This is a genomic window from Pseudomonas sp. P4_B3 (genome assembly GCF_056402295.1).
Genome location: NZ_JBFUHR010000001.1, coordinates 220,260 through 241,385, shown reverse-complemented (window position 1 = coordinate 241,385; position 21,126 = coordinate 220,260). Strand labels below are relative to the sequence as shown.

Below are 21,126 nucleotides of genomic sequence, written 5' to 3'. Positions count from 1 at the left end.
CCCTGAAAGCCGACACAAAAACCCTCAGGCAACAAAAAAGGCCCGTATCTCGCGATACGGGCCTTTTTTGTAAGAGGGAAAAATCAATTACTTGATTTTGCCTTCTTTGTAGATCACGTGCTTGCGAACAACCGGATCATATTTCTTGATCTCGATTTTGTCCGGGGTAGTACGCTTGTTCTTGTCGGTAGTGTAGAAGTGACCAGTACCGGCGCTCGAAATCAAACGAATCAATTCACGCATGATTAGCTCCCTTAAACCTTGCCATCGCGGCGAAGTTCGGCCAGCACGACAGTGATGCCACGCTTGTCGATGATACGCATGCCTTTGGCAGATACGCGCAGACGCACAAAACGTTTCTCTTCTTCAACCCAGAAGCGGTGATGCTGCAGGTTCGGCAGGAAACGACGACGGGTTTTGTTGTTTGCGTGGGAAATGTTATTCCCGGTTACCGGACCCTTACCGGTAACTTGACATACTCTAGACATGCCTCAGCCCTCTAAAACCACATGCCCAACCCGGCATGGGTTGGCCGCTTAATCTCTCAGTCATTTGGCGCCAGGCGCCGCGTTTCTTTAGAGGTCTTACCGGCTACACCTACAGTGAAGGAACCGGGCCCCTAGAAAAGAGCGCTGCTTTATACCAGAAAGACTGGAGAGCAACAACATTCGGTGTGCGTTGAATTCACAAAAACCCCGTTTTTCGGACTCCGAGCGCCTTGGACAAAGGCTATCGTCGATGGCGACCGCTCGTCGCAGAGTATCGCTAACCGAGCCAACCAGAGAGTTTGCTCAGCCGTGGCACAGCAAATTCAGTCGCCTATAGTCCCCTTAAAATGAAAAAGGGGATAGTCATTTGCAAAAGAGCCCACTAGGGTAAGCCTTTTCCAGACTGCACTTGCAGATGGGCCTTCGACCTGAAAAGGAAGCCGACCATGCGCCTTGCTGCCCTACCGCTGTTGTTCGCCCCGCTTCTGCTGAGCCCACAGGCCTTTGCCGCCGCCCTGAGCGTCTGCACCGAGGCCAGCCCTGAAGGGTTCGATGTGGTGCAGTACAACTCGCTGACCACCACCAACGCCTCGGCCGATGTGCTGATGAATCGCCTGGTGGACTTCGACACGGCCAGTGGCAAAGTGGTCGCCAGCCTCGCCGACAGCTGGGAAGTCAGCCCCGACGGCCTGACCTACGTCTTCAAGTTGCACCCGCAGGTGAAATTCCATCGCACCGAGTACTTCACCCCGACGCGTGACCTGAACGCCGAAGACGTGATTTTCAGCTTCGACCGCATGCTCGACCCGGCCAATGTGTGGCACAAAGTCGCCCAGAGCGGCTTCCCCCATGCGCAATCGATGCAACTGCCGGCCCTGATCAAGAAGATCGACGCCCTCGACCCGCAGACCGTGCGCTTCACCCTCGACCACCCGGATTCGACCTTGCTGGCGACCCTGAGCATGGGCTTCGCCTCGATCTATTCGGCCGAATACGCCGACAAACTGATGAAGGCCGGCACGCCGGAGAAGCTCAACAGCCAGCCGATCGGCACGGGGCCGTTCGTTTTCACCCGTTTCCAGAAGGACGCCTCGGTTCGCTACAAAGCCAACCCCGAATACTTCGGCGGCAAACCCTCTGTAGATCCGCTGATTTTCGCCATCACGCCGGATGCCAACGTGCGCCTGCAGAAATTGCGCCGTAACGAATGCCAGATCGCCCTGTCGCCCAAGCCTCTGGACGTACAGGAAGCGCTGAAAGAGCCGGCCCTGAAAGTCGAAAAGACTGACGCGTTCATGACCGCATTCGTCGGCATCAACAGCCAGCATCCGCCGCTGGACAAGCCAGAAGTGCGTCAGGCCATCAACCTTGCCTTCGACAAGGTCAGCTATGTCAAAGCCGTGTTCGAGGACACCGCCGAGGCGGCCAACGGTCCGTACCCGCCCAACACCTGGAGCTACGCGAAAAACCTGCCGGGCTACCCTCACGACATCGCGAAGGCCAAAGCCTTGATGGCCAAGGCCGGACTCAAGGAAGGCTTCCAGACCACCATCTGGACCCGCCCTTCCGGCAGCCTGCTTAACCCCAACCCAAGCCTCGGCGCTCAATTGCTTCAGTCTGACCTCGCGGAAATCGGCATTCAGGCTGAAATCCGCGTGATCGAATGGGGCGAGCTGATCCGCCGCGCCAAGGCCGGTGAACACGACTTGCTGTTCATGGGCTGGGCCGGCGACAACGGTGACCCGGACAACTTCCTCACGCCGCAGTTTTCCTGCGCCGCGGTCAAGTCCGGCACCAACTTCGCCCGCTACTGCAATCAGGATCTGGACAAGCTGATCAGCGCCGGCAAGACCACTGGCGAGCAAGGTGTGCGCAGCAAGCTCTACGAACAGGCCCAGGCGCAGATCCAGCAGCAGGCACTGTGGTTGCCCCTGGCCCACCCGACGGCATTCGCGCTGACACGCAAGGATGTCGAGGGGTACTCGGTCAGCCCGTTCGGCCGACAGGATTACTCGAAGGTCAATATCAAATAACCCACCATACACAAAACCTGTAGGAGTGAGCCTGCTCGCGATTGCATTCTTTCAGTTATCGGACAAGTTGAATGACACGACGCCATCGCGAGCAGGCTCGCTCCTACAGGGGGTCGCATCATCCCGCTCACATCCACCCATACTCCGCCATCGACAACGGATCGCCGTCGCCGATGATGAAATGGTCAAGCACCCGCACATCAATCAACTCCAGCGCCTTTTGCAGGCGCTTGGTCAGCACCCGGTCGGACTGACTGGGGTCGGTGTTGCCCGAAGGATGGTTGTGGCAGAGGATCAATGCCGCTGCGTTGTTGGCCAAGGCGCGTTTGACCACCTCTCGCGGATGAACACTGGTGTTGTCGATGGAGCCGCGAAACAGCGTCTCAAACCCTAGTACCTGATGCTTGGAATCGAGAAACAGGCAACCAAATACCTCGTGAGGCTCGTGGCGCAGCATCGACTTCAGGTACTCACGAACCGCCTGCGGATTCTCCAGTGCCGATTTTTGGCGCGCACGTTCGGCCAGATGACGCCTGCTCATTTCTTGCGCAGCCTGCAACTGTGCAAATTTCGCTGGTCCAAGTCCCAACTGCTTGCTGAACGTTTCCTGATCGGCCTCAAGCAGCAAACGCAGGCTGCCAAACTGATTCAACAGGTGTCGCGCCAAATCTACGGCGCTTTTACCTACCACGCCCGTGCGTAAAAAAATCGCCAGCAATTCGGCGTCCGAAAGGCTTCCCGCGCCCTGTTCAAGCAACCTCTCCCGTGGTCGTTCCGCCGCCGGCCAATCGCGAATACTCATAGCACCTCCCTGTCTGTGGGCACCGCTGTTCCATAGCGGTCGCTGTGATATCGTAGCCCATCTTTTTTGCGGGCGAATTCACCCTGGGGAGGGGGTTTCGCCACGTAAGTCACCAACGAATTGAAAGGCAAGCCTATGCAGCGGCTGTATCGGAAACGCATTGTTCTGGGCGTCGGCGGCGGTATCGCCGCCTACAAGAGCGCCGACCTGGTTCGCCGCCTGATCGACCAGGGCGCCGAAGTGCGCGTGGTAATGACCCGTGGCGGCGCAGAGTTCATCACCCCGCTGACCATGCAGGCCCTGTCCGGGCACCCGGTCCACCTGGACCTGCTGGACCCGGCGGCCGAAGCGGCCATGGGCCACATCGAGCTGGCAAAATGGGCCGACCTGGTGCTGATCGCCCCCGCCACAGCGGACCTGATCGCCCGTCTGGCCCAAGGCATTGCCGACGACCTGCTGACCACGCTGGTGCTGGCCACCGACGCAGTGGTCGCCGTTGCACCGGCAATGAACCAGGCCATGTGGCGCGACCCGGCGACCCAGGCCAACCTGCAAACCCTCGAAAGCCGCGACATCAAGGTCTTCGGCCCGGCCTCCGGCAGCCAGGCCTGCGGCGACGTCGGGCTGGGGCGCATGCTCGAAGCCCTTGAACTGGCCCAGTGCGCCGCCGACTGCTTTCAGCGTCAGGCCCTGACCGGTAAACACGTGCTGATCACGGCCGGCCCGACCCAGGAAAACATCGACCCGGTGCGTTACATCACCAACCATAGTTCCGGGAAAATGGGCTTTGCCCTGGCCGAAGCCGCCGTGGAAGCCGGTGCCCGTGTGACCCTGATCACCGGTCCCGTGCATCTGCCGACCCCGGATCGCGTCACTCGCATCGATGTAGTCAGCGCCCGCGACATGCTCGCTGCCTGCGAAGCGGCGATCCCTTGCGACCTGTTCATCGCCTCGGCAGCCGTTGCGGACTACCGCCCGGAAGTCGTTGCCCCACAGAAACTCAAGAAAGACCCTACGAACGGCGACGGCTTGTTGCTACAGATGGTGCGTAACCCGGACATCCTGGCCACCATCGCCACCCGCCCCGACCGCCCGTTCAGTGTCGGTTTTGCCGCCGAGACCGAACACCTGCTCGATTACGCTGCGCGCAAGCTGAAAGACAAGAACCTCGATTTGATCGTCGCCAACGACGTCGCCAACCCGAGCATTGGCTTCAACAGCGAAGAAAACGCCTGCAGCGTGATCGACCGTGAGCTACACGCCACACTCTTCGCCCAGACCAGCAAGAGCAAGATTGCTCGCCAGCTGATCACTTTTATCGCCGAACGTCTGAACCAGGTTTAATTTACATGCACGCTTTGCAAGCCAAGATCCTCGACCCCCGCATCGGTACCGAATTCCCGCTGCCGCAATACGCCACACCGGGCTCCGCCGGCCTCGACCTGCGCGCCATGCTGGAACAGGACACCGTGATCAAGCCGGGTGAAACCGTGCTGATCCCCACTGGCCTGTCGGTCTATATCGGCGACCCGAACCTGGCGGCGCTGATTCTGCCGCGCTCGGGGATGGGCCATAAGCACGGCATCGTGCTGGGCAACCTGGTGGGCCTGATCGACTCCGACTACCAGGGCCCATTGATGGTTTCCTGCTGGAACCGTGGCCAGACCGAATTCACCATGCCGGTCGGCGAGCGCCTGGCGCAACTGGTGCTGGTGCCGGTGGTGCAGGCTCACTTCGAGATGGTTGAAGAGTTTGTTGAAACCGAGCGCGGCACTGGCGGTTTCGGCCATACCGGCACCCGCTGATCCGGACACGCGCTTCTTGTGGTGGGGGAACGGACTCCCTCGCCACAAAATTCAAATTGTCATCTGCAAGGTTTAGCACCGAAAATCAAGGCATTGCCCGGTCAAACCCCTGCCGTCAGGGGCGTCATGGCCCTTTCATACCACGAACTCTCTGTGGAAAACGCCGTCATACCCTTCAGTTTGAACCTGCCGCCGAATGAATCGGCGGCCTGTCCAGCCACTTTCGAGATGGAGCATTTCCACAGATGAACACCCCGGCCAAAGTCGCACCCAAGTTCCCTGACAGCATCTTCCGCGCCTATGACATTCGCGGCACCGTTCCGGAATTCCTGAACGCTGAAACCGCTTACTGGATCGGCCGCGCCGTCGGCTCCCAAAGCCTGGCCCAGGGCGAGCCAAACGTTTCCGTCGGTCGCGATGGCCGCTTGTCCGGCCCGGAACTGGTCGCACAACTGATCAAAGGCATCGCCGACAGCGGCTGCCACGTCAGTGATGTCGGCCTGGTCCCGACTCCGGCGCTCTACTACGCCGCCAACGTGCTCGCCGGCAAATCCGGCGTGATGCTTACCGGCAGCCACAACCCGTCGAACTACAACGGCTTCAAGATCGTCATTGCCGGCGACACCTTGGCCAACGAACAGATCCAGGCCCTGCATGACCGCCTCAAGACCAACAACCTGAGCAGCGGCCAGGGCAGCATCACCCAGGTCGAGATCCTCGACCGCTACACCACTGAAATCGTCCAGGACATCAAGCTGGCCCGTCGCCTGAAAGTGGTCGTCGACTGCGGCAACGGCGCGGCCGGCGTGATTGCCCCGCAACTGATCGAAGCGCTGAACTGCGAAGTCATCCCGCTGTTCTGCGAAGTGGACGGCAACTTCCCAAACCACCACCCGGACCCGGGCAAGCCTGAAAACCTCGTGGACCTGATCAACAAGGTCAAGGAAACCAAGGCCGATATCGGCCTGGCCTTCGATGGCGATGGCGACCGCGTCGGTGTGGTGACCAACACCGGCAGCATCGTCTACCCGGACCGCCTGCTGATGCTGTTTGCCCGCGACGTCGTGGCGCGCAACCCGGGCGCCGAGATCATCTTCGACGTCAAATGCACCCGCCGCCTGTTTGCGCTGATCAAGGAATACGGCGGCCGGTCGTTAATGTGGAAGACCGGTCACTCGTTGATCAAAAAGAAAATGAAACAATCCGGCGCCCTGCTGGCTGGCGAAATGAGCGGGCACATCTTTTTCAAGGAGCGCTGGTTCGGTTTCGACGACGGCATCTACAGCGCCGCACGCTTGCTGGAGATCCTCAGCAAAGAAAAATCCTCGGCCGAAGAGCTGTTCGCGACCTTCCCGAACGATATTTCTACGCCGGAAATCAATATCCATGTGACCGAAGAGAGCAAATTCAGCATCATTGATGCATTGCACGATGCGCAGTGGGGCGAAGGCGCTGACCTGACCACCATTGACGGCGTGCGAGTCGACTATGCCAAAGGCTGGGGCCTGGTACGCGCATCCAACACCACACCGGTGCTGGTGCTGCGTTTCGAGGCCGATGACGAGGCTGAACTGCAACGCATCAAGGATGTGTTCCACATCCAGCTCAAGCGCGTTGCACCTGATCTCCAACTACCGTTCTGATTCACCCGGAGCCCTGAATGACCCTCGAACGCGAAGCCGCCGCCAACACCGCCAAGGTCCTGTCCGAAGCGTTGCCTTACATCCGCCGTTATGTCGGCAAGACACTGGTGATCAAATACGGCGGCAACGCGATGGAAAGCGAGGAGCTGAAAACCGGCTTCGCCCGCGACATCGTGCTGATGAAGGCCGTGGGCATCAACCCGGTGGTGGTTCACGGTGGCGGCCCGCAAATCGGTGACCTGCTCAAGCGCCTGTCGATCGAGAGCCATTTCGTCGACGGCATGCGCGTCACCGACGCCGCGACCATGGACGTGGTGGAAATGGTCCTTGGCGGCCAGGTCAACAAGGACATCGTCAACCTGATCAACCGTCACGGCGGCAGCGCCATCGGCCTGACCGGGAAAGACGCCGAGCTGATTCGCGCGAAGAAGCTCACCGTTACCCGTCAGACCCCGGAAATGACCACCCCGGAAATCATCGACATCGGCCATGTGGGCGAAGTGGTCGGGATCAACACCGATCTGCTGAACCTGCTGGTCAAGGGCGATTTCATTCCGGTGATCGCGCCCATCGGTGTCGGTGCCAACGGCGAGTCGTACAACATCAACGCTGACCTGGTGGCCGGTAAAGTCGCCGAAGCGTTGAAAGCCGAGAAGCTGATGCTGCTGACCAACATTGCCGGCCTGATGGACAAGTCGGGCACGGTCCTGACCGGCCTGACAACCCAGCAAGTCGACGACCTGATCGCCGACGGCACCATCTACGGCGGCATGCTGCCGAAGATCCGCTGCGCACTGGAAGCGGTCCAGGGCGGCGTGGGCAGCTCGCTGATCATTGACGGTCGCGTGCCGAACGCAATCCTGCTGGAAATCTTCACCGATACCGGCGTGGGCACCCTGATCAGCAATCGCAAGCGTCCTTAAGCGATAGCGCAAACAAGAAGACCCCGCTCGGCCTGGCTGAGCGGGGTCTTTTTGTATGCGATCCCTGCGGAATTTGCACCTACCTGCAGGGTATTGCGTTAGACGCCGTACTGGGCGCGGTACGCTTCTACTGCCGGCAAATGCTGCTTGAGCTGCGGGTCATCAGCCAGGAACTCCAGCACCTGATTCAGCGAAACGATGCTGATCACCGGGATGCCGAAGTCACGCTCGACCTCCTGGATCGCCGACAATTCGCCGTTGCCACGCTCCTGACGGTTCAGGGCGATCAGCACGCCAGCGGCCTTGGCGCCGTCCTGGGAAGCGATGATTTGCATCACTTCACGGATCGCGGTGCCAGCGGTGATTACGTCATCGATGATCAGCACATCGCCGGTCAACGGTGCGCCGACCAGGCTGCCGCCTTCGCCGTGGGCCTTGGCTTCCTTGCGGTTGAAGCACCATGGCAGGTCACGGTTGTGATGTTCAGCCAGCGCCACGGCGGTGGTCGCCGCCAACGGGATGCCCTTGTAGGCCGGGCCAAACAGCACGTCGAACGCAATGCCGCTTTCAGCAATGGCGGCGGCGTAGAAACGCCCCAGTTGCGCCAGAGCCGAGCCCGAGTTGAACAAGCCGGCGTTGAAGAAGTAAGGACTGGTACGCCCGGACTTCAGGGTGAACTCACCGAAGCGCAAAACGCCGCGATCGATGGCAAAACGAATGAAATCGCGCTGATACGCTTGCATGAAAAAAACCCCAAATACCACGGATTTAGCTAATTAGCTTGACGCCGTGTATCATACACGCACGCGATTTTTGGGGCCATTTATGCGGATCATCAGTGTGAACGTCAATGGTATTCAGGCTGCAGTCGAGCGTGGTTTGCTCAGTTGGCTGCAAGCACAGAATGCCGACGTCATCTGCCTGCAGGACACCCGTGCCTCCGCCTTTGAACTGGATGACCCAGCCTTCCAACTGGATGGCTACTTCCTTTATGCCTGCGATGCCGAAGTCCCTGCCCAAGGCGGCGTGGCTTTGTATTCGCGGTTGCAACCGAAGGCTGTCATCAGCGGTCTCGGTTTCGAGACGGCCGACCGCTACGGGCGCTACCTGCAAGCCGATTTCGACAAGGTCAGCATCGCGACCTTGCTGCTCCCTTCGGGGCAGAACGGCGATGAAGACTTGAACCAGAAGTTCAAGCTAATGGACGACTTCGCCCGTTATCTGGATAAACAGCGACGCAAACGTCGCGAGTACATTTATTGTGGCTCGCTGTACGTGGCGCAACAGAAGCTGGATATCAAGAACTGGCGCGACAGCCAGCAATCTCCGGGCTTCCTGGCACCTGAACGTGCCTGGATGGACGAGATTGTCGGCAACATGGGTTATGTCGACGCCCTGCGGGAAGTCAGCCGTGAAGGCGACCAGTACAGCTGGTGGCCGGACAACGAACAGGCGGAGATGCTCAACCTCGGTTGGCGCTTCGACTATCAACTGCTGACCCCGGGCCTGCGCCGCTTCGTACGCAGTGCACGCCTGCCACGCCAGCCGCGGTTCTCGCAACACGCGCCGCTGATCGTGGACTACGACTGGACGCTGACGATCTAAGTGATTTTTCACTGAACAGTTTGATAGACGGTCGAAAAAATGCCCGTATCGCAAGATACGGGCATTTTTTATGCGTTCTATTCAGGGGGGCCCAACGGCCTGAACTTCAAACCGCGGCGAAAAACGGCAGTGCAAGGTACAACTTGATCACGATGACATTAATGATGTCGATGAAGAAAGCGCCCACCATAGGCACCACCAGGAACGCTATCTGCGAAGGCCCGTAGCGCTGTGTTACCGCTTGCATGTTAGCGATGGCCGTTGGCGTGGCACCCAGTCCAAAACCGCAGTGCCCTGCCGCCAGTACAGCCGCATCGTAGTTACTGCCCATCATCCTGAACGTCACAAAAATCGCGAACAGTGCCATGACCAGCGTTTGCGCAGCCAGGATGATGAAGATCGGCAAAGCCAGTGCAGCCAGATCCCACAGTTTGAGTGACATCAGAGCGATCGCCAGAAACAGCGACAAGCTGACGTTCCCCAGCACTGAGACTTCACGCTCAAACACCTGATACACGCCAAGCGCCGAAAGCCCGTTCCGTAAAAGCACGCCCACGAACAACACGCAAACAAACGTTGGCAACTCAAATGCGGTCCCCTGAAGCCACCCATTCAGGAGTGAGCCCGCCAGCAGGCTGACAGCGATCAAAGCCAATGTCTCGACTAGCGAAAACGACGTGATCGAGCGCTCTTTGTTCGGTTGTTCAAAGCCCTTGGGCAACCGTGGCTTTTCCTGCTCGCAGCCGGGTGTCTGGACACGACTGATGAGCAAGCGGGCAACAGGCCCACCGATCAAACCGCCCAGCACCAGGCCAAACGTCGCAGAGGCCATGGCCAGTTCAGAGGCAGACGCCAGACCGAACTTCTCGCTGAACGTCGCCCCCCACGCAGCACCTGTACCGTGGCCGCCTGCCAAGGTAATCGAGCCTGTCAGCAAGCCCATCAAGGGATCGAGCCCCAGCACCGTTGCAAGCCCGATACCCATCGCATTCTGGATCACCAGAAGTCCGACAACCGCCAGCAAAAAGATCCCCACGACGCGCCCGCCCTTCTTCAGGCTGGCGAAGTCTGCACTCAAGCCGATGGTGGCAAAAAACGCCAACATCAAGGGAGTTTGCAGCGAGGTATCAAATCGGATTTCGAAATCGAGGGTTCTCAAAGCCAGAAGACCCAAGGCAACCACCAGGCCGCCTGCTACAGGTTCCGGGATATTATAAGTACGTAAAAAGCCGACACGTGAGACAAGAGCGCGTCCCAGCAAAAGTACTAAAGAGGCGGCGACAAGCGTTCCATAAAAATCGAGCTGAAGCATTTGGGATATTCTTGCTTTTACATTCAGGGGCGAACTTTTTACCTGGACACGCCTCTTGAACAGGTTGATCCATCTCAACACTGACTAGTATTGGATTCAGAGGCCGTCAATGGTCCGAATATATCGAAATATTTCTTTATAAATATTACTTGCGGCAACTTTATCAATCGCCAAGTCTCATTGCCAAGCATACAAGCCGTACTGAGCCTTGCAGTTTGTGACTAAACGTGTAAGGAGTTTTATTTGCACGAATGAACTTCATTTGAATAGCGAGCGACCAAGTACGCAACATTAGAGATTAATCTGATTGCAAAAATACAAATGCCCCGACATGTCGGGGAATTTGTATTGAACTGCGCTTAAAACAGCACCAGCGTCCTGGCTTACTTGATCAACCGCCAGGTGAACGGATACCGATAAGGCTGCCCTTCATTGGCCTTCACCCCGGCAATGATCGTCAGCACCAGCGCACCGATCGCGATCAGGCCAAACAGGAAGAACCCGATAATCACCACCATCAGCAAGAAGCAAATGGCCGAGGCAATGGCGACGGAGATCTGAAAGTTCAGCGCTTCCTTGCCCTGGGCATCGATGAACGGGTCCATCTCGCGTTTCATCTGCCAGAGAATCAGCGGGCCGATGATCGTGCCAAACGGAATCCAGATCCCCAGCAAGGCGGACAAGTGGCAAAACATGGCCCACTGACGCACCTCTTGGTTCGGCGTGGGCAGTGGCAGTTGCTCGTCACTCATGGTGTCCTCCTTGCCTGGAGCAGTCCGATCAGTCGGCCAATACGGCCTTTTGCAGTTCGAAGATCTCGTTCATGCCTTTCTTCGCCAGCTCGAGCATGGCGTTCAACTCTTCAGGCTGGAACGGCGCGCCTTCGGCAGTGCCCTGGACTTCAATGAAACCACCAGCGCTGGTCATCACCACGTTCAGGTCCGTCTCGGCGGCCGAGTCTTCCAGGTAGTCGAGGTCAAGAACAGGCTCACCCTTGTACATGCCCACGGAAACAGCAGCGATCATCTGCTTGACCGGGTCACCCCCCTTCAGACCGCCACGCTTCTTGATGACTTTCAAGGCATCGATCAGCGCAACCATGGAGCCGGTGATCGAAGCCGTGCGGGTGCCGCCATCGGCCTGGATCACATCGCAGTCGACGTACAGGGTGACGTCGCCCAGCTTGGACATGTCCAGCGCAGCGCGCAGGGAGCGACCGATCAGACGCTGGATTTCCAAGGTGCGACCGCCTTGCTTGCCACGGCTGGCTTCACGCTGGTTACGCTCGCCGGTAGCGCGCGGCAGCATGCCGTACTCGGCTGTCAACCAACCCTGGCCCTGGCCTTTCAGGAAACGCGGTACGCCCGGCTCAACGCTGACGGTGCAGATGACCTTGGTATCACCGAACTCGACCAGCACAGAACCCTCGGCGTGTTTGGTGTAGTTGCGGGTGATGCGGATCGAGCGGAGCTGATCGGCAGCGCGACCACTTGGACGTATCATAGGGAGTACCTGTACTGGGGACGGAAAACTGCGGAGCATTATAGAGCCGACGGCCGCCACTGGGCACGTCTAAAAAAATCCGCCGACGACCGAGGGCTCTGTACCGCGCGTCGGTGCAGGCCTGCCGCTCTTTGTCACACCGTGTGTTTGGGCGCATCCGCGTCACTGCGCTACAATCCTGCGCCTTTGCTGCCAGTCGGCTTTAATTCATTGATATCGGATTCCCGGAACCTCGGTTCGGTGCCGATCTGCATTGCGAGGTACCGCCATGGTGCACAGCATGACCGCCTTCGCCCGCGTCGAAAACGCCGGCGTCCAGGGCACCCTGAGCTGGGAGCTGCGGTCGGTCAACAGCCGCTACCTGGAACCCCACCTGCGCCTGCCGGAGTCCTTTCGCGACCTCGAGGGCGCTGTTCGTGAAGCCCTGCGCCAGGGTATATCGCGGGGCAAGCTCGAATGCACCCTGCGCTTCACCGAAGAAAACATCGGCAAAGCGCTGCAAATCGATCAGGAGCGTGCCGCGCAACTGGTCGCCGCCGCCGAGACCATCGCCAGCCTGATCAAAAATCCGGCAGCGCTGAACCCGCTGGAAGTCCTGGCCTGGCCCGGCGTACTGGTAGGCGACGCCACCGACCCGCAAGCCTTGAACGCCGAAGCGCTGGCACTGTTCAATCAGGGTCTCAAGGAACTGAAGGCCGGCCGCGAGCGCGAAGGCGCGGAGCTGGCGCGGCTGATCAACGAGCGCCTGAGCTCCATCGAAGAAGACGTGGTGACCTTGCGCGAACTGGTCCCGCAAATGCTCGCCACCCAGCGCCAGAAAGTCCTCGACCGCTTCGCCGACATGAAGGCCGAGATGGATCCGCAGCGCCTGGAGCAGGAAATGGTCATGCTCGCGCAAAAAAGCGACGTCGCCGAAGAACTGGATCGCCTGAGTACTCACATCATCGAAGTTCGCCGGGTGCTCAAATCCGGCGGCGCCGCCGGTCGGCGCCTGGACTTCCTGATGCAGGAACTCAACCGCGAAGCCAATACACTGGGCTCCAAAGCCTTCGACCCGCGCAGCACCCAGGCTGCGGTCAACCTCAAGGTGTTGATCGAGCAGATGCGCGAACAAGTGCAGAATATTGAGTAAGGCTACCCCGACATGACACACAGCACCGGCACCCTGTACATCATTTCCGCCCCTTCGGGCGCGGGCAAGAGCAGTCTGGTCAAGGCCCTGACCGACGCCAATCCGGAGATCCGCGTCTCGGTCTCCCACACCACCCGCGCCATGCGCCCCGGTGAAGTGAATGGCGTGAACTATCACTTCGTCGACCGCAGCGAGTTCGTGAAGATGATCGAACACGGGGATTTTCTTGAGCGCGCCGAAGTGTTCGGCAATCTCTACGGCACGTCGCAAAGCCACCTGCAGCAGACACTGGACGAAGGCCACGACCTGATTCTGGAAATCGACTGGCAAGGTGCCGAGCAAGTGCGCAAGCTGATGCCTCAGGCCCGCTCGATCTTCATTCTGCCGCCGTCATTGCAGGCCCTGCACCAGCGCCTGACCAATCGCGGCCAGGACAGTGACGAAGTCATTGACGGCCGGATGCGCGAAGCCGTCAGCGAAATGAGCCACTACGTCGACTACGACTACCTGATCATCAACGACGATTTCGCCCACGCGCTGCACGATCTGAAGGCGATTTTCCGCGCCAATCAGCTGATTCAAAAGCGTCAGCAGCAGCGTCACGGCAAATTGCTGGCTGAATTGCTCGGTTAATCAGCTCTTCCCAAAACCGCTGCAAGGGCTTTACATTGGCACTTGCAGCGCGTTGTGGGGCTTGGTCAAAAAATCAGCGCTTCCCTAATCGCTGGTGATTTTTTAAACTGTTGAGTCCGCTCGCCCATCCGGGCAGCGCGCATATTGCATTTGCTACGAGGAAGACCATGGCCCGCGTAACCGTTGAAGACTGCCTAGAACACGTGGATAACCGCTTTGAGCTGGTCATGCTCTCTACCAAGCGTGCCCGTCAACTGGCCACCGGGGGCAAAGAGCCGAAAGTAGCATGGGAAAACGACAAGCCTACCGTCGTCGCCCTGCGCGAAATCGCTGAAGGCCTGATCGACTACGCAGCTATCGCCGAAGCCGAAATCGTTGAAGATGAACCGCTTTTTGCTGCATTCGAGGACGAGTCCAACGAGGCCGTCTAAGCCTATGCCTGGTCGACGTAGCACGGCGCGGGATAAAAGCTTACGGCAGGAGATATCATGCCGAGCATAGACGCCCTCGCCGATCGCTTATCGACCTACCTCGGCAACGACCAGGTCAACCTGGTCCGCCGAGCGTATTTCTACGCCGAACAAGCCCACGACGGCCAACGCCGCCGTAGCGGCGAGGCGTACGTCACGCACCCACTCGCGGTTGCGAATATTCTTGCCGACATGCACATGGACCATCAGAGCCTGATGGCTGCAATGCTGCATGACGTGATCGAAGACACCGGTATCGCCAAGGAAGCGCTGCAAGCGCAGTTCGGCGAAACCGTGGCCGAACTGGTCGACGGGGTCAGTAAACTGACCCAGATGAACTTCGAGACCAAGGCCGAGGCACAAGCCGAAAACTTCCAGAAAATGGCCATGGCCATGGCCCGCGACATTCGCGTGATCCTGGTCAAGCTGGCCGACCGCCTGCACAACATGCGCACCCTGGAAGTGTTGTCCGGCGAAAAACGCCGACGCATCGCCAAGGAAACCCTGGAAATTTATGCGCCCATCGCCAACCGGCTGGGCATGCACGCCATCCGCATAGAATTCGAAGACCTCGGCTTCAAGGCCATGCACCCGATGCGTTCCGCGCGGATCTACCAGGCGGTCAAACGCGCCCGGGGCAACCGCAAGGAAATCGTCAACAAGATTGAAGAGTCCTTGAGCCACTGCCTGGCCATCGATGGCATCCAGGGCGAGGTCAGCGGCCGGCAGAAACACCTCTACGGCATCTACAAGAAAATGCGCGGCAAGCGTCGGGCCTTCAACGAGATCATGGACGTCTACGCGTTCCGGATCATCGTCGACAAGGTCGATACCTGCTACCGCGTGCTGGGCGCTGTACATAATTTGTACAAGCCACTGCCGGGACGCTTCAAGGATTACATCGCGATCCCCAAGGCCAACGGCTATCAGTCGCTGCACACCACGCTGTTCGGCATGCACGGCGTACCGATCGAGATCCAGATCCGCACCCGCGAAATGGAAGAGATGGCCAACAACGGCATCGCCGCCCATTGGCTGTACAAGTCCAGCGGTGACGAGCAGCCGAAAGGCACTCATGCCCGCGCCCGCCAGTGGGTCAAGGGCGTGCTGGAAATGCAGCAACGCGCCGGCAACTCACTGGAATTCATCGAAAGTGTGAAGATCGACCTGTTCCCGGACGAGGTCTACGTGTTCACGCCCAAAGGCCGGATCATGGAGCTGCCCAAGGGCTCTACGGCGGTCGACTTCGCTTACGCGGTACATACCGACGTCGGCAACAGCTGCATCGCCTGCCGGATCAATCGTCGACTCGCGCCGCTGTCCGAACCGCTGCAAAGCGGCTCCACGGTCGAGATCGTCAGCGCTCCCGGCGCGCGGCCGAACCCGGCCTGGCTCAACTTCGTGGTCACCGGCAAGGCGCGCACGCACATCCGCCACGCACTGAAGCTGCAACGCCGTTCCGAATCCATCAGCCTCGGCGAACGCCTGCTGAACAAGGTCCTCAACGGTTTCGACAGCGCGCTGGAGAAAGTCCCGGCCGAACGCGTCAAGGCCATGCTTATCGAGTACCGTCTCGAACTGATCGAAGATTTGCTCGAAGACATCGGTCTGGGCAATCGCATGGCCTATGTGGTGGCCCGCCGACTGCTGGGCGAAGGCGAACATTTGCCAAGTCCGGAAGGCCCGCTGGCGATTCGCGGCACCGAGGGCCTGGTGCTCAGCTACGCCAAGTGCTGCACGCCGATCCCGGGCGACCCGATTGTCGGTCACCTGTCTGCCGGCAAAGGCATGGTCGTGCACCTGGATAATTGCCGCAACATCAGCGAAATCCGGCACAACCCGGAAAAATGCATCCAGCTCTCGTGGGCCAAGGATGTCACCGGCGAATTCAACGTCGAGCTGCGCGTCGAGCTGGAGCACCAGCGCGGCCTGATCGCCCTGCTGGCCAGCAGCGTCAACGCGGCCGACGGCAATATCGAGAAAATCAGCATGGACGAACGCGATGGTCGCATCAGCGTGGTCCAGTTGGTGGTCAGCGTGCACGACCGCGTGCACCTGGCCCGCGTGATCAAGAAACTGCGCGCCTTGTCCGGGGTGATTCGCATCACCCGCATGCGTGCATAGCTCGCCAACTCATTACAAGGAGTCATACATGACCAAGACTGTTATCACCAGCGACAAGGCCCCGGCCGCCATCGGTACTTACTCCCAGGCGATCAAGGCTGGCAACACCGTTTACATGTCGGGTCAGATTCCCCTGGACCCAAAAACCATGGAACTGGTTGAAGGCTTCGAAGCCCAGACCGTCCAGGTGTTCGAGAACCTCAAGGCCGTGGCTGAAGCCGCTGGCGGTTCGTTCAAGGACATCGTCAAGCTGAACATCTTCCTCACCGACCTGAGCCACTTCGCCAAGGTCAACGAGATCATGGGCAAGTACTTCGACCAGCCTTACCCTGCCCGCGCCGCCATCGGTGTAGCAGCCCTGCCAAAGGGTTCGCAGGTTGAAATGGATGCCATCCTGGTCATCGAGTAATGCGTGCGGCGCAGCCCAAGGCTGCGTCGACTGCTCTGCTGTAAAGAAAGTTTGAAAGGATTTCACCATGCGCAACGCGCTTGCTCTCTCGCTGCTCGCCCTGTTCCTGGGCGGATGTGCCAGCAACCCTGCCGACCGTGACATCAGCGGCACCTGGATCAACCAGATGGCGATTGACGCTGCATCCAAAGGTGTCCCCCTGCGCGAAGCGCTCCAGGCCAATGGCCCGAACCTGGAATGGGACATCAACACCAAGGCTGGTCAGGCCCGCTACACCAACGGTTTTGAAAATGTCGACGGCAAGCTGCTGGGTGAAGAGTCCGGCGCCTGGAAAGTCGACTTTTATGGCAGCTCGGCCAGTGAGTTGAAGCGTGACGGCAAGCAACTGAGCCAGTCCGCCAGCGACAATGAGCCTGAGCAAGTCTTCGACCGCGTACAGATCCAGGTACCGGATGGCGCACCGATGGGCGCCAGCTTCGAACGTGCGCTGTATTCAGCCTACATGGGCGGCGGCTGGACAATCGTCAACGGCCCAGGCGAAGGCAACACGGTTCAATTCCAGGCCGATGGCCAGGTGACCGGCCTGCCAGGCAGCGACCGCTATGCGCTGTGCCTGGCCGGCGATTGCGCATCCATGAGCGGCGGCAACGACAACATGTGGCTGCAACAAAATGGCCAGGGCAACGCCTGGATCTTTGCGCGAAAGGGCAAAGAGCTGGAGATTTTCCAGACCGTGAACACGGCGCAGGCTGACGAGATGCCCTCGTTTACGCCGGGCGAGCGCAAGTGGTTGCTCGAGAAGCAATAACCTACGCATAACCCATGTGGGAGCGAGCCTGCTCGCGATGGCGGCATGACAGTCAACGATGATGTTGAATGTTATTGCCTCATCGCGAGCAGGCTCGCTCCCACAGTTGTTTCAGGGTGCCTGAAGGTCAGCAGCGCCCTTCAATGATCGCCGCATACCCCTCGCGAAAACTCGGGTACTTCGGCGTCCAGCCCAAGGCTTTAGCCCGCGCATTACTGCAGCGTTTGCTGCCAGTGCGACGCACGCTGTCGTCATCGGCCCATTCAGTCACACCCAGATACTCACGCAACCAGCCCACCACATCGGCCAGCGCTGCCGGTGCGTCATCGACGCCGATGTAGATATCATCCAGCGCCACACCACGTCGATCCGCCTCAAGCAGGCACGCTATCAACCCCGCGGCATCGTCCGCATGAATCCGGTTGGCATACAACGGTGGTTCGACCGCTACGCGATAACCCCGGCGCACCTGCGTCAGCAGCCATTCACGGCCAGGGCCGTAAATGCCGGTCAAGCGCACGATACTGGCCGCAATGCCGCTTTTAAGGGCAAGTTGCTCGGCTTCGAGCATCACACGTCCGGAATAACCTGCCGCCACGGCTGGCGAAGTTTCGTCGACCCACTCGCCCTCCTGTTGCCCGTAAACACTGCTACTGGAAACAAACAACAGGCGATTGGGCACCTGCCCGTAGTCGTTCAGCCACTCCAGCACATGCTCCAGGCCCTGGACATAGGCAGCACGGTAACCGGCTTCATCGTGATCGGTGGCCGCCGCGCAATACACCAGGTAATCCACGGCGCCAATTGGCCAAGTGGCCGGGCAATCTTTGTTGAACAGGTCACCAGCAACACCGATAACGCCGTTGGGCAGGCGTGAAACGTCGCGTCGCAGACCATGGACCTCCCACCCCGTCGCCAGCAATTGTGTGGCCAGGCGGCTGCCGACATCACCGCAGCCGGCGATCAAAACAGTAGGCGCAGACATCAGAAAACTCCCATCGGAAAGCCACAGACTAGCGCCGGCAATAGATAGGCGGCTAGCAATGCAGGAAAAAAAGAGACGCTATTACTTCTGTTAACAAGAATTAATTGCAATAATGCGCCCCACTTTTGTTCTCGGCCTTTCGAGGCCTGGAAGAACATCACCCGTTTTTTCTCTCAGGTCCGGCCAGCATGACACGTAATCAATTCTCCGCTTCGCCAACCAAACGACCTCGCGCCTGGAGCGCGGTGGCCGCCCTGCTCCTCAGCCTGATGCTCGCGCCAGTCGCCGCTTTCGCCGATGCCCAGGCGCCAGCCACACCAGCCGCCACCGCACCTGCTCCGGCCGATCACGCCACACCGGTCGCTGCTCCGGGCGCGACCGATCCGGCCCAGGCCGCACTGGCAGAAACGCTGGGTGAAGACGCCCCTGAAGTCCTCGAAGCCGACAACACCCTGGGCATGGCCCATGACCTGTCGCCGTGGGGCATGTACAAGAACGCCGACATCATCGTAAAAATCGTGATGATCGGCCTGGCCATCGCCTCGATCATCACCTGGACCATCTGGATCGCCAAGGGTCTTGAGCTGATGGGCGCCAAGCGTCGTCTGCGCGGTGAAATCGCCCAACTGAAAAAATCCGCCTCCCTCAAGGAAGCCAGCGCCACTGCGGCGAAGGAAGGCACCCTGGCCAACCTGCTGGTGCACGACGCCCTCGAAGAGATGCGCCTGTCGGTCAACAGCCGCGAGAAGGAAGGCATCAAGGAACGCGTGAGCTTCCGTCTTGAGCGCCTGGTCGCGGCCTGCGGTCGTAACATGAGCAGCGGCACCGGCGTACTCGCCACCATCGGTTCCACTGCCCCGTTTGTCGGCCTGTTCGGCACCGTTTGGGGCATCATGAACAGCTTCATCGGCATTGCCAAGACCCAGACCACCAACCTCGCCGTCGTCGCTCCCGGCATCGCCGAAGCCCTGTTGGCTACCGCGCTGGGCCTGGTTGCAGCGATCCCTGCGGTCGTGATCTACAACGTCTTTGCCCGCTCCATTGCCGGTTACAAGGCTCAGGTGTCCGACGCGTCGGCACAGGTCCTGCTGCTGGTCAGCCGCGACCTCGACCACCAGCCTGAGCGCAGCTCGCAACCGCACATGGTGAAAGTGGGGTAATCGGCCATGGGCCTGCATTTGAAAGAAGGGGCAGACGACGATCTGTCCGAAAACCACGAAATCAACGTCACGCCGTTCATCGACGTGATGCTGGTGCTGTTGATCATCTTCATGGTGGCGGCCCCGCTGGCCACCGTGGACATCAAGGTCGACCTGCCCGCCTCGACCGCCAAGCCGGCGCCGCGGCCAGAGAAACCGGTGTTCCTCAGCGTCAAGGCTGACCAGCGCCTGTTCCTCGGCGAAGACGAGGTGAAAGCCGAAGCACTCGGCGCCACGCTCGACGCCAGGACCCAGGGCAAGAAAGACACGACGATCTTCTTCCAGGCCGACAAAGGCGTGGATTACGGCGACCTGATGAGCGTGATGGACAACCTGCGCTCCGCCGGTTACCTGAAGGTGGGTCTGGTCGGTCTCGAGACGGCAGCCAAGAAATGATCACGACGCGCCATAAGCTGACGCGTTACAGCGGTAGCCTGGCAGTAGTGCTGGGTGTTCACGCGCTGGCCATCGCGCTGGCGCTGAACTGGTCCGGCCGTCCGCCCATCGAATTGCCCCCTCAGGCAATGATGGTCGAACTGGCACCGGTTCCTGCCCCGCCACCGCCTGCTCCGCCGAAGGTCGTCACCCCGCCGCAGCCACCGGCTCCGGTTGAAGAACTGCCGATACCCAAGCTCGCCGAAGCGCCGAAAGCTGAAATTGCCGTGCCCAAGCCGGTCAAACCCAAGCCGAAGCCGCAGCCGCCCAAGCCGGTAGAGAAGAAACCCGAACCGCCGAAAGAAAAGCCGGCCGAAGAGAAACCGGCCGAAACGCAACAGACTCAAACGCCAACGGAGAAATCCGCCCAGCCTGCGCCCGGCCCTTCGTCAGCTCAACTGGCGGCCAAGGCCAGCTGGCAAGGCACCTTGCTGGCGCACCTGCAGAAGTACAAGAAGTACCCTGCAAGTGCCCAGGCGCGGGGCAAGGAAGGCATGAACCGTCTGCGTTTCGTCGTGGATGCCGAAGGCAATGTGTTGTCGTTTGAGCTGGTCGGCGCCTCGGGCACTGCCGATCTGGACCGGGCCACCCTGGAAATGATCCGCCGCGCTCAACCGCTGCCCAAACCACCGTCCGACATGCTGACCAATGGCTCCATCGAAATTGTTGCCCCCTTTGTTTACTCGCTGGAAAAACGCCGGCGTTAACAATCAAAAGATCGCAGCCTTCGGCAGCTCCTACACAGGTTGATGTAATCCCTGTAGGAGCTGCCGAAGGCTGCGATCTTTTTTGCCTTTCGCATTGCCCGGTGTCACTC

The 21,126-nt window shown here is 59.5% G+C and carries 22 protein-coding genes and 1 pseudogene; 15 read left to right on the top strand and 8 right to left on the bottom strand.

Translation table 11 applies throughout. From position 1 onward, the window contains the following. Positions 1-87: 87 nt before the first annotated feature. Both rpmG and rpmB read right to left on the bottom strand, forming a co-directional pair. Entirely contained in the window at positions 88-243 is a 156-nt protein-coding gene (gene rpmG / locus AC1DWG_RS01170; RefSeq protein WP_003177274.1) for a 50S ribosomal protein L33, read from the bottom strand. 11 nt (positions 244-254) lie between these two features. Continuing rightward, positions 255-488: a 50S ribosomal protein L28 gene (gene rpmB / locus AC1DWG_RS01165; protein WP_007975166.1), complete on the bottom strand. Its 234-nt coding sequence runs from the start codon at positions 486-488 to the stop codon at positions 255-257. Between the two features lie 446 nt (positions 489-934). Here rpmB and AC1DWG_RS01160 point away from each other — a divergent pair, with 446 nt between their 5' ends. Then, the gene (locus AC1DWG_RS01160; protein ID WP_477763038.1) at positions 935-2,521 is read left to right on the top strand and encodes an ABC transporter substrate-binding protein; all 1,587 of its coding nucleotides are present in this window, start codon (positions 935-937) and stop codon (positions 2,519-2,521) included. Positions 2,522-2,648: 127 nt separating this feature from the next. On the opposite strand, the gene radC is transcribed toward AC1DWG_RS01160, so the two are convergent. Beyond that, positions 2,649-3,323 (bottom strand): RadC family protein, encoded by a 675-nt coding sequence (gene radC / locus AC1DWG_RS01155; protein WP_477763039.1) that lies wholly within the window; start codon positions 3,321-3,323, stop codon positions 2,649-2,651. Positions 3,324-3,458: 135 nt separating this feature from the next. Here radC and coaBC point away from each other — a divergent pair, with 135 nt between their 5' ends. From coaBC to argB, 4 genes and pseudogenes are all read left to right on the top strand, one after another. Further along, positions 3,459-4,667, top strand: a complete 1,209-nt coding sequence (gene coaBC, locus AC1DWG_RS01150) for a bifunctional phosphopantothenoylcysteine decarboxylase/phosphopantothenate--cysteine ligase CoaBC (RefSeq protein WP_102700099.1) — start codon at positions 3,459-3,461, stop codon at positions 4,665-4,667. A gap of 5 nt (positions 4,668-4,672) precedes the next feature. Then, positions 4,673-5,128 (top strand): dUTP diphosphatase, encoded by a 456-nt coding sequence (gene dut / locus AC1DWG_RS01145; protein WP_007975171.1) that lies wholly within the window; start codon positions 4,673-4,675, stop codon positions 5,126-5,128. Positions 5,129-5,394: 266 nt separating this feature from the next. Further along, a pseudogene (locus AC1DWG_RS01140) lies at positions 5,395-6,771 on the top strand (phosphomannomutase/phosphoglucomutase); the annotation flags it as partial. A 17-nt stretch (positions 6,772-6,788) separates the two neighbouring features. Beyond that, entirely contained in the window at positions 6,789-7,694 is a 906-nt protein-coding gene (gene argB, locus AC1DWG_RS01135) for an acetylglutamate kinase (protein ID WP_008047078.1), read from the top strand. A 98-nt stretch (positions 7,695-7,792) separates the two neighbouring features. On the opposite strand, the gene pyrE is transcribed toward argB, so the two are convergent. After that, the gene (gene pyrE / locus AC1DWG_RS01130; RefSeq protein ID WP_477763040.1) at positions 7,793-8,437 is read right to left on the bottom strand and encodes an orotate phosphoribosyltransferase; all 645 of its coding nucleotides are present in this window, start codon (positions 8,435-8,437) and stop codon (positions 7,793-7,795) included. A gap of 82 nt (positions 8,438-8,519) precedes the next feature. Here pyrE and AC1DWG_RS01125 point away from each other — a divergent pair, with 82 nt between their 5' ends. Continuing rightward, positions 8,520-9,299 (top strand): exodeoxyribonuclease III, encoded by a 780-nt coding sequence (locus AC1DWG_RS01125; RefSeq protein ID WP_003176915.1) that lies wholly within the window; start codon positions 8,520-8,522, stop codon positions 9,297-9,299. A 106-nt stretch (positions 9,300-9,405) separates the two neighbouring features. Here AC1DWG_RS01125 and gltS read toward each other — a convergent pair whose 3' ends face one another. The 3 genes from gltS to rph form a co-directional block, all read right to left on the bottom strand. Beyond that, positions 9,406-10,611: a sodium/glutamate symporter gene (gene gltS, locus AC1DWG_RS01120; RefSeq protein WP_477752266.1), complete on the bottom strand. Its 1,206-nt coding sequence runs from the start codon at positions 10,609-10,611 to the stop codon at positions 9,406-9,408. A gap of 383 nt (positions 10,612-10,994) precedes the next feature. Beyond that, complete coding sequence (locus AC1DWG_RS01115) at positions 10,995-11,363, bottom strand: DUF4870 domain-containing protein (protein WP_477763041.1); 369 nt, start codon at positions 11,361-11,363, stop codon at positions 10,995-10,997. A 28-nt stretch (positions 11,364-11,391) separates the two neighbouring features. Beyond that, positions 11,392-12,114, bottom strand: a complete 723-nt coding sequence (gene rph / locus AC1DWG_RS01110; RefSeq protein WP_477763042.1) for a ribonuclease PH — start codon at positions 12,112-12,114, stop codon at positions 11,392-11,394. 268 nt (positions 12,115-12,382) lie between these two features. Here rph and AC1DWG_RS01105 point away from each other — a divergent pair, with 268 nt between their 5' ends. The 6 genes from AC1DWG_RS01105 (at position 12,383) to AC1DWG_RS01080 (ending at position 17,690) form a co-directional block, all read left to right on the top strand. Further along, positions 12,383-13,246 carry a YicC/YloC family endoribonuclease gene (locus AC1DWG_RS01105; protein ID WP_477763043.1) on the top strand — a complete coding sequence of 288 codons (864 nt, stop codon included), beginning with the start codon at positions 12,383-12,385 and terminating at the stop codon, positions 13,244-13,246. A 12-nt stretch (positions 13,247-13,258) separates the two neighbouring features. Beyond that, entirely contained in the window at positions 13,259-13,879 is a 621-nt protein-coding gene (gene gmk, locus AC1DWG_RS01100; protein WP_046038947.1) for a guanylate kinase, read from the top strand. Positions 13,880-14,046: 167 nt separating this feature from the next. Beyond that, positions 14,047-14,310: a DNA-directed RNA polymerase subunit omega gene (gene rpoZ / locus AC1DWG_RS01095; RefSeq protein WP_007921129.1), complete on the top strand. Its 264-nt coding sequence runs from the start codon at positions 14,047-14,049 to the stop codon at positions 14,308-14,310. Between the two features lie 57 nt (positions 14,311-14,367). Next, positions 14,368-16,473: a bifunctional GTP diphosphokinase/guanosine-3',5'-bis pyrophosphate 3'-pyrophosphohydrolase gene (gene spoT / locus AC1DWG_RS01090; protein WP_477763044.1), complete on the top strand. Its 2,106-nt coding sequence runs from the start codon at positions 14,368-14,370 to the stop codon at positions 16,471-16,473. Between the two features lie 28 nt (positions 16,474-16,501). Then, positions 16,502-16,882, top strand: coding sequence for a RidA family protein (locus tag AC1DWG_RS01085; RefSeq protein WP_003229509.1), 381 nt, complete (start codon positions 16,502-16,504; stop codon positions 16,880-16,882). Between the two features lie 67 nt (positions 16,883-16,949). Further along, on the top strand, positions 16,950-17,690 hold the full coding sequence (locus tag AC1DWG_RS01080; protein WP_477752263.1) for a hypothetical protein: 741 nt from the start codon (positions 16,950-16,952) through the stop codon (positions 17,688-17,690). Between the two features lie 127 nt (positions 17,691-17,817). Here AC1DWG_RS01080 and AC1DWG_RS01075 read toward each other — a convergent pair whose 3' ends face one another. Next, positions 17,818-18,675 carry an SDR family oxidoreductase gene (locus AC1DWG_RS01075; RefSeq protein ID WP_477763045.1) on the bottom strand — a complete coding sequence of 286 codons (858 nt, stop codon included), beginning with the start codon at positions 18,673-18,675 and terminating at the stop codon, positions 17,818-17,820. 188 nt (positions 18,676-18,863) lie between these two features. Between AC1DWG_RS01075 and exbB the strand changes: the two genes are divergently transcribed. From exbB to AC1DWG_RS01060, 3 genes are read left to right on the top strand one after another with little or no spacing between them, the layout of a single operon-like run. Beyond that, positions 18,864-19,835, top strand: coding sequence for a tonB-system energizer ExbB (exbB, locus tag AC1DWG_RS01070; protein WP_477787144.1), 972 nt, complete (start codon positions 18,864-18,866; stop codon positions 19,833-19,835). A 6-nt stretch (positions 19,836-19,841) separates the two neighbouring features. Next, entirely contained in the window at positions 19,842-20,270 is a 429-nt protein-coding gene (exbD, locus tag AC1DWG_RS01065; RefSeq protein ID WP_007975187.1) for a TonB system transport protein ExbD, read from the top strand. Beyond that, entirely contained in the window at positions 20,267-21,016 is a 750-nt protein-coding gene (locus AC1DWG_RS01060) for an energy transducer TonB family protein (RefSeq protein ID WP_477763047.1), read from the top strand. Before exbD ends, AC1DWG_RS01060 begins: the two co-directional genes overlap by 4 nt. The last annotated feature ends 110 nt before the right edge of the window (positions 21,017-21,126 follow it).